The sequence below is a fragment of the Mycobacterium mantenii genome (assembly GCF_010731775.1).
Lineage (GTDB): Bacteria > Actinomycetota > Actinomycetes > Mycobacteriales > Mycobacteriaceae > Mycobacterium > Mycobacterium mantenii.
On the sequence record NZ_AP022590.1, the window covers coordinates 1,974,406 to 1,990,120 of the forward strand.

The window sequence follows — 15,715 nt, forward strand, 5'->3', positions numbered from 1 at the left end:
AGCCCGGCATGGGCGAAAGAGCTTCCGTGCGCTCCCTCGTGGTGACACGATGCATTTCATGATGAAGCACCTCGCCGGACCTTCGGTCCTGTTGGCCGTCGGTTTCGGGTTCGCGAACGCGTGCGGCGTGGCCCACGCCCTGCCCCAGATGCCGAAGGTCCGCTACGAGATCAACGGGCCCGCCGTCGCCGAGTTCATCTACTACCAAACCGACGCCGGGCAGCTGCATCAGGTGAATGCGCCGCTGCCCTGGTCGACGGAGTTCACCGGGTTCGGCGGCGAGGTGTTCACCATCAGCGCGCAGGGACCGGGTCCGATCTCCTGCAAGATCTTGGTCGACGGCAACGTGGTGAGCGCCGCGACGGCAACCGTCGGCGCGCCCGCCCGAACCGTCTGCACGCACTGACCCCAGCATTTTCCGCACGAAGGAGGTCCAGGTGAGCCTCAAGACGGGCCCCAAGAAAGGCCTGGCGCCGCGGACGAACGGGGCGCCACCGCCCGACATTCCGCTCGCCGACGTCCATCTCGAGTCGCTGGAGTTCTGGGAATTGGACGACGACGTCCGCGACGGCGCTTTCGCCGCGTTGCGCCGCGAGGCGCCGATCTCGTTCTGGCCCGCGATCGAGTACGAAGGGTTTGAACCGGGCGACGGGCATTGGGCGCTGACCAAGCATCACGACGTGCATTTCGCGAGCCGTCACCCGGACATCTTCAGCTCCAGCCCCAACATCACCATCAACGACAACACGCCGGAGATCAGCGAATACTTCGGCTCGATGATCGTGCTCGACGATCCGCGACACCAGCGGCTGCGCTCGATCGTCAGCCGCGCGTTCACCCCGAAAGTGGTGGCGCGCATCGAGGCCTCGGTCCGCGAGCGGGCCCGCCGTCTGGTCGCGTCACTGATCGTCAACCATCCCAACGGGGAGGCCGAGCTGGTCAGCGAGCTGGCCGGTCCGCTGCCGCTGCAGGTGATTTGCGACATGATGGGCATCCCCGAGGAGGACCATCAACGAATCTTCCACTGGACCAACGTGATTCTGGGGTTCGGCGACCCGGACCTGGCCACCGATTTCGACGAGTTCCTTCAGGTGTCGATGGACATCGGCGCCTACGCCAGCGCGCTGGCCGAGGACCGGCGATCCAATCACCACGACGATCTGACCACCAGCCTGGTGGAGGCCGAGGTCGACGGGGAACGGCTGTCCTCGACGGAGATCGCCTCGTTTTTCATCCTGCTGGTGGTGGCCGGCAACGAGACGACGCGCAATGCGATCAGCCACGGGGTGCTGGCGTTGTCCCGCTATCCCGCCGAGCGGGACAAGTGGTGGGCCAATTTCGACCGCCTGACCCCCACCGCCGTGGAGGAGATCGTGCGGTGGGCGTCCCCGGTGGTCTACATGCGGCGCACCCTGACCCGGGACTTCAAGCTCAGCGGCACCAAGATGAAGGCCGGCGACAAGGCGACGCTGTGGTACAACTCGGCCAATCGCGACGAGTCGACGTTCGAGAACCCCTGGATGTTCGACGTGGCGCGCACCCCCAATCCGCATTTCGGCTTCGGCGGCGGCGGTGCGCATTTCTGCCTGGGCGCCAACCTGGCTCGTCGTGAGATCCGCGTCGTCTTCGACGAATTGCGCCGCGAGATCCCCGATATCGTGGCGACGGACGAGCCCGCGCGGCTGCTGTCGCAGTTCATCCACGGCATCAAAACGTTGCCGGTGGCCTGGACGCCCCCGCGGTAGCCCTCGGTAGCCCTCGATAGCCCTCGCGCCGAGTTCGCCTCTGCCCGAAGGTATATCGCCTTCTCAAATCCGCTAGCGTCCGCGCTAGCTGTTTCGGCGAAGACCTGTGGGCTACCCGGCGGCCCTGGTACCCGGAGGCCCTGCCGGGAGGTATGTCGCTCTCCCCAAACCGATAGCGCATGCGCTATCAGTTCCGGGATTACGCTGACCCCGTGACCATTCCCGCCTTTCCCGCCGCCGAGGTGCTGGCCGCCCGCCAGAAACTCGTGCTCGACCACTTCCACGACGAGGTCCGTCAAGCCTGGGACGACGTCTTGTCGACGTTCCCGCATCCGCGCTACGAACTGATCCCCCAGATGCTCGTGCACGACGGCGATGTCGCAGTGCGCGACTACTACACGTACACCAGGACCGCGTTTCCCGACCAAGACCACGAAATCATCGCGCTGCGTCACAGCGCCGATGCGGTGATCGTCGAATTCTGGCTGATGGGTACCCACCGCGGTTACCTGGGCAAGGTTCCGCCAACGGGCAGCAAGTTCCGCGTCCGGATGTCTGCCTACTTCGTCTTCGACAACACGGAAACTCTTGTCTGCGAACGCATTTACTTCGACACGCTGACCATGATCAAGCAGCTCCTGGGCGGGCTGGACATGAAGAAGCCGGCGAACTGGTGGCTGGGCGCGCGCTGCCTGCGCGGGTTTTTGTCGATGTCGTCGGAAAAGCCGGACCCAGCGCTGACCAATACCGTCCCCCCGGCCTTCCCGAGCGCCTAAACTGCACCGCATGCGCGGACTTCATGCGCTATGCGGACTCATCGCGGGCACCCTGACAGCGGCCTGCGCCACCGTCAGCGCGTCTCCGGCGCCGCCGGGTTCGCACACCGAAAAGTGGATCGACCTGCAGGCCGGTCAGTGCGTGGCCGACCTGCCGCCGGCCGACGGCAGTCGCATCAACGTCACCGTCGTCGATTGTGCGACAGCGCATTTAGCCGAAGTCTACCTACGCGCTCCGATGGCCGTCGACGCCGCCATCGCCACCGTCGCCAATCGCGCTTGCCAAAGCGGATTGGCCCCGTACACCGGCCAATCCGTTGACGGCGCCCGGTTTTCGATCACCTATCTCATCGACTCGAACCAAGACCGCACCGGCGCCAATCCCACCCCGAGCACCGTCATCTGCCTGCTGCAGGCCGGCAGCGGGCAACCCCTGATCGGGTCCGCGCACCGCTGACGTGACCAAGCAATCCGACCGGTCCCTGGCTACGAATAACCGGAGTGGACCACAGGGCGACGTTCGGCGATAGGCTATCGATCGATGACGCGACCGCCACCGCCGAGCAACGAGCTGGATGCGCTGCTGCGCAAGGTGGCGCGCGGCGACCGCGCCGCCTTCGCCGCCGCCTACGACCTCACTAAAAGTCGGGTGTACGGACTGATCATGCGGGTGCTGCGTGATGCGGGGTATAGCGAAGAAACCACCCAGGAGGTTTACCTCGAGGTATGGCGACGGGCACCGGAGTACGACTCCGGCAAAGGATCCGCCTTGGCCTGGATACTGACCATGGCGCACCGGCGGGCCGTCGATCGGGTGCGCACCGAAACGGCGTCCACCGCGCGGGAGTCCCGCTACTTCGCGGCCAACGCCGACCCGTCCACCGACGTCGTCGCCGAATCGGCGATCGCCGGTGACGAGCGCCGCCGGGTGAACGATTGCCTGGGCGCGTTGACCGATGTGCAGCGGGAGTGCATCCGGTTGGCGTACTACGAGGGACTCACGTATAGCGAAGTGTCGCAGCGGTTGTCCGCGAACCTGTCGACGATAAAATCACGCATGCGCGACGCGCTGCGCGGCCTGCGTAACTGCCTGGAAGTGCCATGACCGAACCCAACGACTTCGAACTGCTCGAGCTGGCGACGCCATACGCGCTCGATGCCGTGTCGAACGAAGAGCGCGCCGAGATCGAGCGGCGGGTTGCGGCCGCATCACGGCCGGTCGCGGCGGCCTTCGAAGACGAGGTTCGCGCCGTCCGCGAGACTCTGGCAGTGGTGTCAGCGGCCACCGCAGCCGAGCCACCGGCCCGGCTGCGGGCCGCTGCGCTGGCGGCCACCAACCGCGGCAAGCGCCAATACGGTTGGCGGGCAGCGGCTTTAGCAGCGACCGCAGCGGCGATCGTGGTCGGTGCCGCAGCGTTCGGCGTCGGCGTGCTCATGCGGCCGCACCCCGCATCGACCGTCGCCGAACAAGTCCTGGCGGCCCCCGACGTGCGTACCGTGTCCCGCCCCCTTGCCGACGGGACCGCCACCGTGGTCTTCTCGCACGACCGCAATGCGGGTGTGCTGGTAATGAACAACGTCCCGCCGCCATCTCCGGGCACCGTGTACCAGATGTGGCTGCTGGGCGCCAAGGGTGCGACTTCGGCGGGGACGATGGGCACCGCGGCGGTGACCCCCTCGACAACCGCGACTCTCGTCAACCTCGGATCATCGACGGCCCTGGCGTTCACTGTCGAACCCGGTACCGGGTCGCCGCAGCCGACCGGAACGATACTGGCCCAATTGCCCTTGACCTGAAACCCGTCCCTGGCGACGGTGGCTCCGAATAACTCGCGTCCGATCAGAACGCGCCCAAACCGGGCCGTCCATGATGAAGGAGTACAACGCGATGATCAACGCTCGGGCCAAAACGATCGCTGCGGCAAGCCTCGCAACGATTGCGATAGTCGGCATCTCGGCCTGTTCGAACAACAAGTCGGCCTCCGGGCCGACGACCGGTGGCAGCACGGAGACCAGCATGGCGGCGCCGGCAATGACGTCGGTCACGGCCGATCCCGCGGCCGACCTGATCGGGACCGGCTGCGGCGACTACGCCAAGCAGAACCCCACCGGACCCGGGTCGGTAGCGGGGATGGCCCAAGACCCGGTCGCGACGGCGGCGTCGAACAACCCGATGCTGACCACCCTGACCTCGGCGCTGTCGGGCAAGCTGAACCCGAACGTCAACCTGGTCGATACGCTGAACAACGGCCAGTACACGGTATTCGCGCCGACCAACGCCGCCTTCGACAAGCTGCCCTCGGCCACCATCGACAAGCTCAAGACGGACTCGCAGCTGCTGAAGAACATCCTGACCTATCACGTGGTGCAAGGTCAGGAGAGCCCGATGAAGGTCGACGGTGACCACGCCACCCTGCAGGGCACCAAGTTGTCTGTGAGCGGCCAGGGCAACGACCTCAAGGTCAACGGCGCCGGCTTGGTGTGCGGCGGGGTGCACACCGCCAACGCGACGGTGTACATGATCGACACCGTACTGATGCCGCCGGGCCAGTAAGCCCGCGCCCGCCATCGGAGAGCAGCTCGACCTCGGTCGGGCTGCTCTTCTTTGCGGCACTACCAATCCGGGGCGGGCTCGGTGGCGAATAGTTTCCGTGTTGACCATCGCGCTTATCGGCTTCGTCGGAGGCCTGCTCACTGGAGTATCACCGTGCATCCTGCCCGTGCTGCCCGTTGTTTTCTTCGCGGGCGCTCAGACCGCCGGCGATCAGGTTGCCGCACGGCCGGTTTCCCGAGGCGGCGTAGGCGTCGCGGTCGAGCAGAAGGCCTCGAACGGGGTTCGGCCTTATCTCATCATCGGCGGACTGGTGCTCAGCTTCAGCGCGGTCACGCTGACCGGCTCGGCGCTGCTGTCGGTGCTGCATCTGCCGCAGGACGCCATTCGCTGGGTCGCGTTGGTCGCACTGGTGGCGATCGGCCTCGGCCTGATATTCCCGAGTGTCCAACATCTGCTGGAGCGTCCATTTGCCCGCATCCCACAATGGGACTTCGGCGGCCGGGGCGGCGCCTTTGGTCTCGGCCTGGCGCTGGGCGTGCTCTATGTCCCTTGCGCCGGACCGGTTCTCGCCGCGATCGTGTTGGCGGGCGCCACCGCTCCCCTTGGCCTGCGTACGGTCGTGCTGACGGGCGCATTCGCGCTGGGCACCGCCGTGCCGTTGCTGGTCTTCGCGTTGGCCGGCCACCGGGTGGCGCAGCGGGTCGGGGCGTTTCGGCGCAGGCAGCGGCAGACCCGTATCGCGGCGGGGGTCGTGATGATTCTGCTCGCGGTGGCGTTGGTGTTCAATCTCTCCGCGGCGCTGCAGCGAAGTATCCCGGACTACACCGGCCGGCTGCAGGACAGGCTGGCCACCGATCATGGGATCCGGGAGAAGCTGAACCTCGGCGGCATCGTCAACGAGCAGAACGCACAATTGTCCAATTGCAGCAACGGAGCCGCAGAGCTCGAAAGCTGCGGTCCAGCACCGGATCTCAAGGGCATCGACGGCTGGCTGAACACACCCGGTGACCAGCCGATCGGGCTCTCGTCCCTGCGCGGCAAGGTCGTGCTGATCGACTTTTGGGCGTATTCCTGCATCAACTGCCAACGCGCCATCCAGCACGTCGCCAACTGGTACACCACGTACAAGGACCTCGGATTCGAGGTCATCGGGGTACACACCCCGGAGTACGCGTTCGAAAAGGTTCCGGGCAACGTCGCGAAAGGCGCCGCCGACCTGGGCATCAAATACCCGATCGCACTGGACAACGGCTATGCCACGTGGACGAACTACCGGAACCGCTACTGGCCCGCGGAGTATTTGATCGACGCCACCGGTCGGGTGCGCCACATCAAATTCGGCGAGGGCGACTACAACGTCACCGAGCAGTCGATCAGGCAGTTGCTCGTGAGTGCGCAGTCCGGGCTCAAGCTGCCACCACCCAGAGACGCGAGCCGTTCGACCCCGTCACACGAACAGACCACCCCCGAGACCTATTTCGGCGTGGGCAAGGTCGTCAATTACGGGGGTGGTGGGTTATATGACGAGGGCACAAACACATTCGACTACCCGCCGAATCTCGCCGCCGACAGCTTCGCATTGAGCGGTCCGTGGTCGTTGGATTACCAAGGCGCGATCGCCGCCGGTAACCAGTCCGGCATCAGGCTGAATTACCACGCGAAAAACGTCTACATCGTCGTCGGCGGAACCGGAACCCTCACGGTCACGCGTGATGGGCGATCCGCGGTGGTTCCGATCAGCGGGCCGCCGACGTTGCACCAGATCGTCTCCGGCGATCACCCGCAACCGGGAACGCTGGAGGTCCGCCCGACCCAGGGGCTGCAGGTGTACTCGTTCACGTATGGCTGATTGCAATGCCTTTGATGCCTTTGTCGGCAATCCAAAAGCGTTCGGGCTCCGAATCACCGATGTAACCCGGCGGCGAGATCCGCTGCCGGCAAGATTGAGGAGGCCAAACACGATGAAAACGCACAAAGCGTCGGTTGCGGTGAAGGGTGTTGCGGCAGCCGCCATGGTCGGTCTTGGTGTGGTGACCGCTCCGACCGCGGCGGCAGCCGATCTGGTGGGGCCGGGGTGCGGGGATTACGCGGCCGCAAATCCCAGCGGTCCCGCGTCGGTCGACGGAATGTCGCAGGTCCCGGTGGCGCAGGCGGCGTCCAACAATCCGATGCTCACCACCCTGACCTCGGCGCTGTCGGGCAAGCTGAACCCGAACGTCAACCTCGTTGATACGTTGAACAACGGCCAGTACACGGTGTTCGCGCCGACCGACGCGGCATTCAACAAGCTGCCGGCGCAGACGATCGACCAGCTCAAGACCGATTCGAACATGCTGAAGGGCATCCTGACCTATCACGTGGTGCAGGGTCAGCTGAGCCCCACACGAGTCGTCGGCTCCCACAAAACTTTGCAAGGCGCGAACGTGACCGTGACGGGCCAGGGCAACGAACTCAGGGTCAACAACGCCGGGGTGGTGTGCGGCGGCGTTCCCACCGCCAACGCGACGGTGTACATGATCGACACGGTGCTGATGCCACCGGCGTAGTGGGTGTTGGTAGTGCCGCGGCGGTGACTACTCGTTCGTCTGAGCGCTCAGGTGAACGAGTAGTCGCTCAGCGGGAAGGTCCGGTTTTCGCGTACCGCGTTGAGTGTGGACGTCGGCCGCAGCAAGGTCGCCTCACCTTTGGGATTGAAATAGTAGGACCGCGACGTCGCACAGTCGCCGTTGTTGAACACCGAGGTTTCCAACAGTTCGGTCACCCGCTCGAGGAATTGCGCGTTGGCTTCCTCGGTCACCTCGAAGGTGGTTGCGCCCCTGCGTTTGACCTCACCGAGCAGCCGGTCCATGTGCCGCATCTGGTATTCGATGGTGTGGAAGAACGAGAACCCGGAGAAGGCAAACGGACTGGCCAGGCCCAGGTAGTTGGGGAAGTAGGGAACCGACACGCCCTGATAGGCCTGAAACCTGGTCTCCCGCCACCACTTTCCTAGGTTGCGCCCTTTGCGGCCGATTACCTCGATGGCCGGGAAGTTGGCCTCCCACAGGTCAAAACCTGTCGCCAGCACCAGGGTGTCGATGACGGTCTTACGCCCGTCCGCCGTAACGATGCCGTCAGCCTCGATCCGCTCGATTGTGTTCGTCTCCAAGTGCACATGAGGCATGGTGAAAGCGCGGTAGAAGTCGTTCGACATGGTGGGCCGCTTGCAGCCGCAGTCGTAGTCCGGTGTCAACTTGGCGCGCAGGTCCTTGTCCCGGAGCGTCCGGAACCGGTTGATCTTGGCCAGGTCGGCGAAGGCGATATTCCCCCGCCCCCGGGTCTCCCGAAAGCGCAGCGCACCGACGACCAAGATGATCTCCATAACAATGTCGGTCACCCAGCGCAGCGCACGCTGCGTCGCGGGCAGCCGGGCAAACATGCGTTGCACGCTCGGAGAGAACGGGAAATCGGGCTTGGGCAGAATGTGCGCCGCGGTGCGCTGGTAGACGGTCAAGTCCGCGGCCTCTTTGGCCAGCTCGGGAATGACCTGTACCGCGGACGCACCGGTGCCGATAACCGCGATGCGACGCCCCTCGTAGCTGTACTCGTGGTCCCACGCGGTGGTGTGGACCACCTTGCCTTTGAAGCTGGCGATGCCGGGGATGTCCGGCATGCGCGGCTGGGACAGGAACCCCGTCGCGGTGATCAGGAACCGGCAGGTCAGGGTTTCGCCGCCGGCCAGTCCGACCCGCCACACTGCGGCGTCCTCATCCCACTGCGCGCCCTCGACGGTCGTGTTGAACCGCATGTGGCGGCGCACGTCGTACTTGTCGGCGACGTCCACCGCGTACTGCTTGACCTCAGCGCCCGGCGCGAACAGCCGTGACCACTCAGGATTGGGCTCAAACCAGTACGAATACGTCGTGGACGGGATGTCGACGGCCACGCCTGGGTAATGGTTGACATGCCAGGTGCCACCCAGGTCGTCCTCGCGGTCGAGGATGATGAAGTTGTCAAACCCGAGGCGCTTGAGCTGAATAGCGGCGCCGATGCCGCCGAAACCTGCACCTACGATGATCGCGTCGAAACGGTCCGTGTCCACAGCCTTGCTCCGTGTTACCTGTTTCCGTACTTAACGAATCATAAGCTTTCACTAAGATACGCAACTCTAATAGGGCGCCACGCCGGGCGCATCCGAGCTTTGCCGGTATGTGACCTTGCTGACATACGTCGGGTGATCATCGACGGGTCTATCAGACAAGGCCCTTTGCCCATCGACTACGCAAACGATCGGACACCGAACAGCCACACCAACCCGGTCGCTATCGGTGTCGTCGGCTTAACTCAGGGCGAGACCGGCACAACACCCAGAATTCTTATCAAGTTGCCGGCCCGGCTGTCGGCATCCTCCGTCAGCGAAGAGGCGCGTCGCGCGCCCGCTTACCGTAATCGTGCCCCGGTTTCCGCGAGTGGTATTGAACGGAACCAAGTTCGGCGGACACGTCGCCGAAACCCGTTCCAGCCGTTGCCATGCCGCCACCCTCCTGACAATGAGCGCCCAATCTGGCACACGCAATTCCGCCTACCCTGAATGGACAACACCAAACGACGGATTAAAGTGTTCTGGTAGGAAATCCGACACGCGTGGCGTCGGTCCGATCGCGGCGACGGCGCCGCTATCCACCGCCGGTCGCCGCGCCCGGTATCCGGGAAAACATCACGCAATAGTTGGCAAGTTGACAGTTTGGGAGGGGACTTGCATGGGCATTTTGGACGCCACGATTGCACGTCACATCGTTCGTTCCCTTGGTCCTGCAGTAGTTATCGCAGCCTCGGGCGTGGCCGCTTCTGCCGTGACTACTTCCGTTATTCCCTCCGCCTCGGCTCAGTGTCCGGACGTGCAAGTGGTGTTCGCCCGCGGCACCGGTGAAGCACCGGGTGTAGGCCCCACCGGTCAGGCCTTCGTCGACTCGTTGCGCCAACGCGTGGGCTCACGGTCGTTCGACGTCTATCCGGTCAACTACCCCGCAACCGACCAGTGGGACACCGGCATCGACGGCGTCAGAGACGCGGGCGCCCACGTGGTTTCGATGGCCCGCGACTGCCCCAACACCAAGATGGTGCTCGGCGGCTACTCCCAGGGCGCGGCCGTGATGGGCTTTGTCACCTCGGCCGCTGTACCCGACGGCATCGACCCCAACACCGTCCCCAAACCCTTGGACCCCTCGGTGGCCAGCCATGTCTCCTCGGTCGTGCTGTTCGGCATGCCCAACGTGCGGGCCATGAACTTCCTCGGGGAGCCGCCGGTCGTCATCGGACCCAACTTCCAGGACAAGACCGTCAAGGTCTGCGCCACCGAAGACCCGGTCTGCTCCGACGGGATGAACTTCGCCGCCCACGACACCTACGCCGACGACGGCGCCATGATCGACAAGGGCGTCGCCTTCGCCTCCAGCCACCTGGGCATGGGCGGCCCCGGCGCGACGTCGGTCGCGTCGCCGGCAGCCGGCTTTGGCGGCTGAGCAGCCGCTCGGCTAGCCGGGGATCCGGCCGAGAATCAGGTTAGCGACGGCCAGAGCGGCTTGCCGGCTGCGGTCGGCGGTCTTGGTGGAACATGCTTCCAGGTCGATGGTCACGTTGGCCTTGGCGGCGAACGCGTGCACGCAGAAGATGTGGATCGGCGTCTGCGGCACCAACTCCATGGTGCTGATGCCGTTGCCGGCATCGACGGGCGGCTTCATCACGACCGGGTAGGTTTTCCCGTTGGGCCAGGTCGCATGCAGGGTAGAGCCGCCGCATTGACGCATGACTGACTGCAGCCTGGTGAACTGCGCCTGTGCCGTCGCCGAGTCGTGGAATGCCGCGACGGCCTGGGCGGTGACCCACTGGTTGTAGGGGTCGTGGGTATCGGCAAATTCCGACGCGGAGAACCCGAGGATGGCCGGGACGTCGTAGCCCTCCGGGGCGCCGGCCTCCATGACCGGCCAGCAATCCGGGCGGTCGCTGCTGCCCCGCTCAGGGTCGGGCGTGGGTTGGTGTAACGCTCGCTGCGCGGTCAGAGCGTGGTCGCCGGTGATGCTCTCGGCGTCCTCGAGGCTGGGCAACAACCCGTCCATATCGGCCGGTGCGACGGTGGGTGGTGGAGGTGGCGTCGTGGTCGTCGTGGTGGCGGTGCGCGCCGTGGTCGTGGTGGTCGTGGGTGCTGCCATCCGAGTCGTGTCGGTCTTCACCGTTGCGCCGACGATCAGGACGACCACCGCCGCGGTGATGAACACGTACGACAGCGTCACCCCCACCAGGGCGCGATCGCGGCCGCGCTGCCCGGTGCGGCGGATCTGCGCTAAACCCAAGTGCCCCAGGATCAATCCCGCCGGGGCGAAGACGAACGCGAACACCACCGACAACGTCGCCAACACATTGGCCTCATCGCGTGATGGCATCGGAGGTGGTTGCGGCGGCTGCTGGTGCGGCCCCGGCGGACCCGAACCGAACGGATTGGCCTGAAACGGGCTGGGACCGAAGGGATTCGACATACCGTCAGCCGGGGATCTTGTTGAGAATGAAGTTGGCGATTGCCAGGGCGGTTTGGCGGCTGCGGTCGGCGTTGCTGGTGGCCCATACTCCGACGTCGATGACCACATTCGTCTTGGCGGCGATGGCACGGACACCGAAGATGCGGATCGGCGTGGCCGACACGTTGTCCATGGTGGTGATGCCATTGCCCGCATCGGCCGACGGCATCATGGACAGCGGGTAGGTTTTGCCGTCCTTACGGGTCTCGTTCACCGTCGAACCGCCGCATCGACGCCAGATGGATTGCAGCTTGGCAAGCTGTGCCTGCGCCGTCGCCGCATCGTGATACGCGGCGACGGCTCCACCGATGCTCCACTGGTCGAAGGGTTCGTTGGTGTCGAGAAAATTCGACTCGGAGTAGCCGCCGACATCTGACATGTCGTAGACCGCGGGCTCGCCGAAACCGAACGCGCCCAGGCAGTCCGGTCGGTCGATGGTGCTCGCCTGAGGATCGAGGGTGGGTCGGTGGTATGTCGCGTATACGGTCAGGGCGGTGTCGCCGGTCATGTTCTTGACGTCGTCCAGGGTTGGCAGCAGCCTGTCCAGATCGGCCGGGGCCACGGTGGGCGACGGCAGCCTTGGGGTGGTCGTCGCAGGCGCGGCCCGAGTCGGACTGGAGTCGGGCATGACCGTCCCCACGATCAGCGCGACCACCACCGCGGTGATGAACACGTACGACAGCGTCACCCCGACGAGCGCACGATCGCGACCACGCTGCCCGGTGTGGCGGATCTGCGCTAAACCCAAGTGCCCCAGAATCAAACCCGCCGGGGCGAAGACGAACGCGAACACCACCGACAACGTCGCCAACACATTGGCCTCATCACGCGACGAGGCGGGTTGTGGCTGCGGCGGCGGCTGGTGTGGCCCCGGTGGGCCTGAACCGAACGGATTCGGCTGAAACGGACTGGCACCAAACGGATTCGTCATCGGCTCAACCCGGGATCTTATTAAGGATGTAGTTGGCGATGTCCAGCGCGGCTTGCTGGCCCCTGTCGGTGTCCACCAGCACGACGTTGATGTCCACCAGCACATTGTTCTTGGCGACCAGCGCACGATCGTTGCGCGACCGCAGCACGGGACCTTGCGCGGTCAAGACCATGGCGGTGATTCCGTTTCCGGCGTCTGAGGGGACACCCATCGACACCGCGATCGGCGCCGACTGCTTGCCCGGAGGCGGCAGGATATTCATCGTCGACCCTCCACATTTACGCCATATCGACACCAGGTTCGCCAACTGCCGTTGCGCGGCCGGCGGGTCCCGAAAGGCCATGAGCACCTGGCCCGCTTCCTTGAGGGCGGGTATGTCGTGGTCGTCGATCAGCACCAACCCGTAGTAACCAACGAGGGCTTGCGTATCGGTGTTCGGGGCGCCGCCGCCCATGACCGGCCAGCATTCGGGGCGATCTACGGATGCGCTGTCGGAGTCCGGGCCGGGCTTGAATGTCGGCGGCAGGGCAACCAGACTGGGGTCTCCCATGAACCGCTTGACGTCCTCGGGAGTCGGCAGCAACCCGGGCAGGCCCGTGGGCGTGACCATGGACGAGGGCGGTGCCGAGCTCGCACCGGTCGAGACCGCCGCACTGGTTCGTGACGCTGTCCGCGACGAACTGCCGTCGGACTGGGTCGCCCACGCCAGCACAGCCACCACCGTAAGCGTGATAACCGCATACGACAGCATCAATCCCACGATCGCGCGGTCACGGCCGCGCTCGCCGGAGCGGCGTATCTGCGCCAGGCCCAGATGCCCCAGCACCGCCCCGGCGGGCGCGAAGACGAACGCGAACACCACCGACAACGTCGCGAAGATGTTGGCGCGCGGTTGCCGCGGAGGCGGGGATGTGTACACCGGCGGGCCCGGCGGCATTCCGCCGTACGGAGCCCCACCATACGGGTTGCCACCGAAGGCATTGGGCCCGAACGGGTTCTGCGGATTGGTCATGGCTCAGCCCGGAATCTTGTTGAGTATCTGGTTGGCGACGTCCACCGCGGCTTGCCGGGCGCGGTCCACGCCGTTTCCGGTGTAGGACACCAACAAGTCGATAACGACGTTGGCCTTGGTCGCGACGGCATGCACGGACATCTCGGTTTCGGTCACGAATTCCATCGTGGAAACCCCGTTGCCCGTCGAATTCGGGCCCTTCACTTGAAACGTGAACGGTCGCCCGTCCGGAAAGGTCACTTGCACCGACGGGCTCGCGCCGCATTTGCTCCATGTCGAAAGCATCTTCGCCTGTTGGGCCTGCGCGGTGGCCGAGTCGAGGAATGCCGTGATCGCCGAGCCGACCGCGACGGTGTTGTAGGGGTCGCCCCGGTCGATGAACGCCGGCATGTAGAACCCCAGCATCACTCCGGTGTCGTAAGAGTCCGGAATCCCGGCGTCGATCGCGACCTTGCACTCCGGGCGGTCGAGGGTCTGTCCCATGGCGTTGCCAATGTTGGGTCGGTGCAAGGTGGTGCCCGCTATCAGAAGTTGGTCGCCGGTAATGGTTTTGACGTCGTCGAGGCTGGGCTCCATGTTCGCCAAGTCGGAGGCCGCCACGGTGGGCGGGCGCGCTGTGGTGCTGGGCGTGGCGGTGCGGGCGGCGGGGCTGTCGGACCGGTTGACCACCGCCAAAACGCCTACCACGACGACGATTACCGCATACGACAGCACAATCCCGACCAAGGCGCGGTCCCGACCGCGCTGCCCGGTGCGCCGGACCTGCCGAAGACCCAAGTGCCCCAGGATCGCCCCGACGGGGGCGAACACGAACGCGAACACCACCGACAACGTCGCCAAGGTGTTGACCGGCCGCCGATCCGGTGGCGGCGTAGGCGGCGCCGAATACACCGGCGGTCCGGGAGGGGCGCTGCCGAACGGGGTATCGCCAAACGGGTTGTGCTGAAATGGGTTCTGTGTGGGTTCGGTCATGTTCGTCGCACCGAAGACCTAGAGCACGCCGAAACTCGAGGTGACCCAGCGGACCGGGTCAACACAGCGAAACGGGGCGATGCCGCGGGCGTGGAGCCGCTGACCACTGGGTGGCTGCCCGAGCGCGGACACCACGAAGAACCGGTGCCTCAATCGCCTGGGCGTGGAAGGGTTTTCCACGCCGGCGATGATCGATCCGGCGTTGAGACGGGTCAGCAGGCTGCGCACCTCTTCGTGCAGCAGTTGACCGTCGTTGTCGTCGTAGAGAACGGAGTCGGAGGGATCGCGCAGATAGGCGGCGCCGGCGTTGGACATCACCATGCTCCACTCGGAGCCGTCGACATCCCGCAGCGCCCGCAGGGCGTCGAACTTCGACAGGATGACCGCCAGGCGCGGTTCGCCGGAGCCGATTGCCATCATCACGTTGTTGAGCACGCCGCGCGGGTCTCCCCCGCTGACCATCTGCGGGGGCAGCAGGTCCTGCAACTGGTCCCGAATCGATTGCACCCGAAGCGGATCGAACATGAAGAAGACGGCCTCGGCATTGCTGAAGAACCGAAACGGCGGAGAATGCAGGTTTCCCGATTCCATGTCCTCGCCGGCGACGTCGCGTAGCACCAGGTAACGCTGCACCCCATGCCAGGTGCCCAGGCTGAAGATCAGTGGCTCGCGCTGGGTGGACGTCTGGGTCATCATCGTGGGCGTCGGCGGGATCAATCCGCGCTGCACGTACAGCGGTGTCTCGTAATGGGTGGTGTACGCGACGGCCGTCGAGCGCGTCGCGGGCGCCATCGCGAATCCGAGGTGCTCGCACAGCAGCTGCAGTTGCCGGACCAGCACGGCGATGTAGAGGCTCTTGCCGGTGGCGCGAGCACCCGCCATCGCGATGCAATAGGCCTGACCTTCGCGCCACCGGTCGGGCAACGTGAAGTGGCAGACCGGGCAGATTTCCAGGACGGGACCGCGCAAGGCCTGGGCGGCGATGTTCGGTGGCGGTGGACCGTTGTATCCGGGCGGGCGATCCCACCGGAACATCGGTCCGATGTCGGCTTTGGCGCCCAGGAACGCCGAGCCGACCTCGTCGAGGTAGCGGGGCGCGCCACTGGTGGGCGCCAACGTCCACAGGTGATGGTCGGGATCCAGAAGGGCAAAGCAGCGTGGACACTTCGTCAAT

16 protein-coding genes are annotated in these 15,715 nt (G+C 65.3%); 10 read left to right on the forward strand and 6 right to left on the reverse strand.

The genetic code is table 11. The features are described from left to right. Positions 1–58 precede the first annotated feature (58 nt). The 9 genes from G6N50_RS08885 to G6N50_RS08925 all read left to right on the forward strand — a co-directional run bounded on the left by G6N50_RS08885 (position 59) and on the right by G6N50_RS08925 (position 7,621). Entirely contained in the window at positions 59–406 is a 348-nt protein-coding gene (locus G6N50_RS08885) for an MmpS family transport accessory protein (protein WP_179970105.1), read from the forward strand. Between the two features lie 31 nt (positions 407–437). After that, the gene (locus tag G6N50_RS08890) at positions 438–1,745 is read left to right on the forward strand and encodes a cytochrome P450 (protein WP_083099817.1); all 1,308 of its coding nucleotides are present in this window, start codon (positions 438–440) and stop codon (positions 1,743–1,745) included. Between the two features lie 212 nt (positions 1,746–1,957). Further along, the gene (locus tag G6N50_RS08895) at positions 1,958–2,521 is read left to right on the forward strand and encodes an ester cyclase (protein WP_083099828.1); all 564 of its coding nucleotides are present in this window, start codon (positions 1,958–1,960) and stop codon (positions 2,519–2,521) included. A 10-nt stretch (positions 2,522–2,531) separates the two neighbouring features. Next, positions 2,532–2,978 (forward strand): hypothetical protein, encoded by a 447-nt coding sequence (locus G6N50_RS08900; protein ID WP_083099818.1) that lies wholly within the window; start codon positions 2,532–2,534, stop codon positions 2,976–2,978. Positions 2,979–3,062: 84 nt separating this feature from the next. After that, entirely contained in the window at positions 3,063–3,626 is a 564-nt protein-coding gene (locus G6N50_RS08905; RefSeq protein ID WP_083099820.1) for a sigma-70 family RNA polymerase sigma factor, read from the forward strand. Next, positions 3,623–4,318 (forward strand): anti-sigma factor, encoded by a 696-nt coding sequence (locus tag G6N50_RS08910; protein WP_083099821.1) that lies wholly within the window; start codon positions 3,623–3,625, stop codon positions 4,316–4,318. The genes G6N50_RS08905 and G6N50_RS08910 overlap by 4 nt, the downstream gene beginning before the upstream one ends. Positions 4,319–4,409: 91 nt before the next feature. Next, positions 4,410–5,075 carry a fasciclin domain-containing protein gene (locus tag G6N50_RS08915; protein ID WP_083099829.1) on the forward strand — a complete coding sequence of 222 codons (666 nt, stop codon included), beginning with the start codon at positions 4,410–4,412 and terminating at the stop codon, positions 5,073–5,075. 97 nt (positions 5,076–5,172) lie between these two features. Next, entirely contained in the window at positions 5,173–6,924 is a 1,752-nt protein-coding gene (locus tag G6N50_RS08920; protein ID WP_083099823.1) for a cytochrome c biogenesis protein DipZ, read from the forward strand. 163 nt (positions 6,925–7,087) lie between these two features. Further along, positions 7,088–7,621, forward strand: coding sequence for a fasciclin domain-containing protein (locus tag G6N50_RS08925; RefSeq protein WP_232068976.1), 534 nt, complete (start codon positions 7,088–7,090; stop codon positions 7,619–7,621). A 47-nt stretch (positions 7,622–7,668) separates the two neighbouring features. Here the strand turns inward: G6N50_RS08925 and G6N50_RS08930 are convergent, their stop codons facing one another. Further along, positions 7,669–9,156 (reverse strand): flavin-containing monooxygenase, encoded by a 1,488-nt coding sequence (locus G6N50_RS08930; protein ID WP_083099826.1) that lies wholly within the window; start codon positions 9,154–9,156, stop codon positions 7,669–7,671. Between the two features lie 658 nt (positions 9,157–9,814). Between G6N50_RS08930 and G6N50_RS08935 the strand changes: the two genes are divergently transcribed. Beyond that, on the forward strand, positions 9,815–10,576 hold the full coding sequence (locus tag G6N50_RS08935) for a cutinase family protein (protein ID WP_163650830.1): 762 nt from the start codon (positions 9,815–9,817) through the stop codon (positions 10,574–10,576). 12 nt (positions 10,577–10,588) lie between these two features. Here G6N50_RS08935 and G6N50_RS08940 read toward each other — a convergent pair whose 3' ends face one another. The 5 genes from G6N50_RS08940 to G6N50_RS08960 form a co-directional block, all read right to left on the reverse strand. Next, positions 10,589–11,494, reverse strand: a complete 906-nt coding sequence (locus G6N50_RS08940) for a sensor domain-containing protein (RefSeq protein ID WP_158086112.1) — start codon at positions 11,492–11,494, stop codon at positions 10,589–10,591. 97 nt (positions 11,495–11,591) lie between these two features. Continuing rightward, a complete protein-coding gene (locus G6N50_RS08945; protein ID WP_163650831.1) occupies positions 11,592–12,557 on the reverse strand; it encodes a sensor domain-containing protein in 966 nt (321 codons plus the stop codon). Positions 12,558–12,561: 4 nt separating this feature from the next. Beyond that, positions 12,562–13,569 carry a sensor domain-containing protein gene (locus tag G6N50_RS08950; RefSeq protein ID WP_083099230.1) on the reverse strand — a complete coding sequence of 336 codons (1,008 nt, stop codon included), beginning with the start codon at positions 13,567–13,569 and terminating at the stop codon, positions 12,562–12,564. Between the two features lie 3 nt (positions 13,570–13,572). Further along, the gene (locus tag G6N50_RS08955) at positions 13,573–14,541 is read right to left on the reverse strand and encodes a sensor domain-containing protein (protein ID WP_083099232.1); all 969 of its coding nucleotides are present in this window, start codon (positions 14,539–14,541) and stop codon (positions 13,573–13,575) included. An 18-nt stretch (positions 14,542–14,559) separates the two neighbouring features. After that, a complete protein-coding gene (locus G6N50_RS08960; RefSeq protein WP_083099282.1) occupies positions 14,560–15,714 on the reverse strand; it encodes a hypothetical protein in 1,155 nt (384 codons plus the stop codon). Position 15,715: the final 1 nt, after the last annotated feature.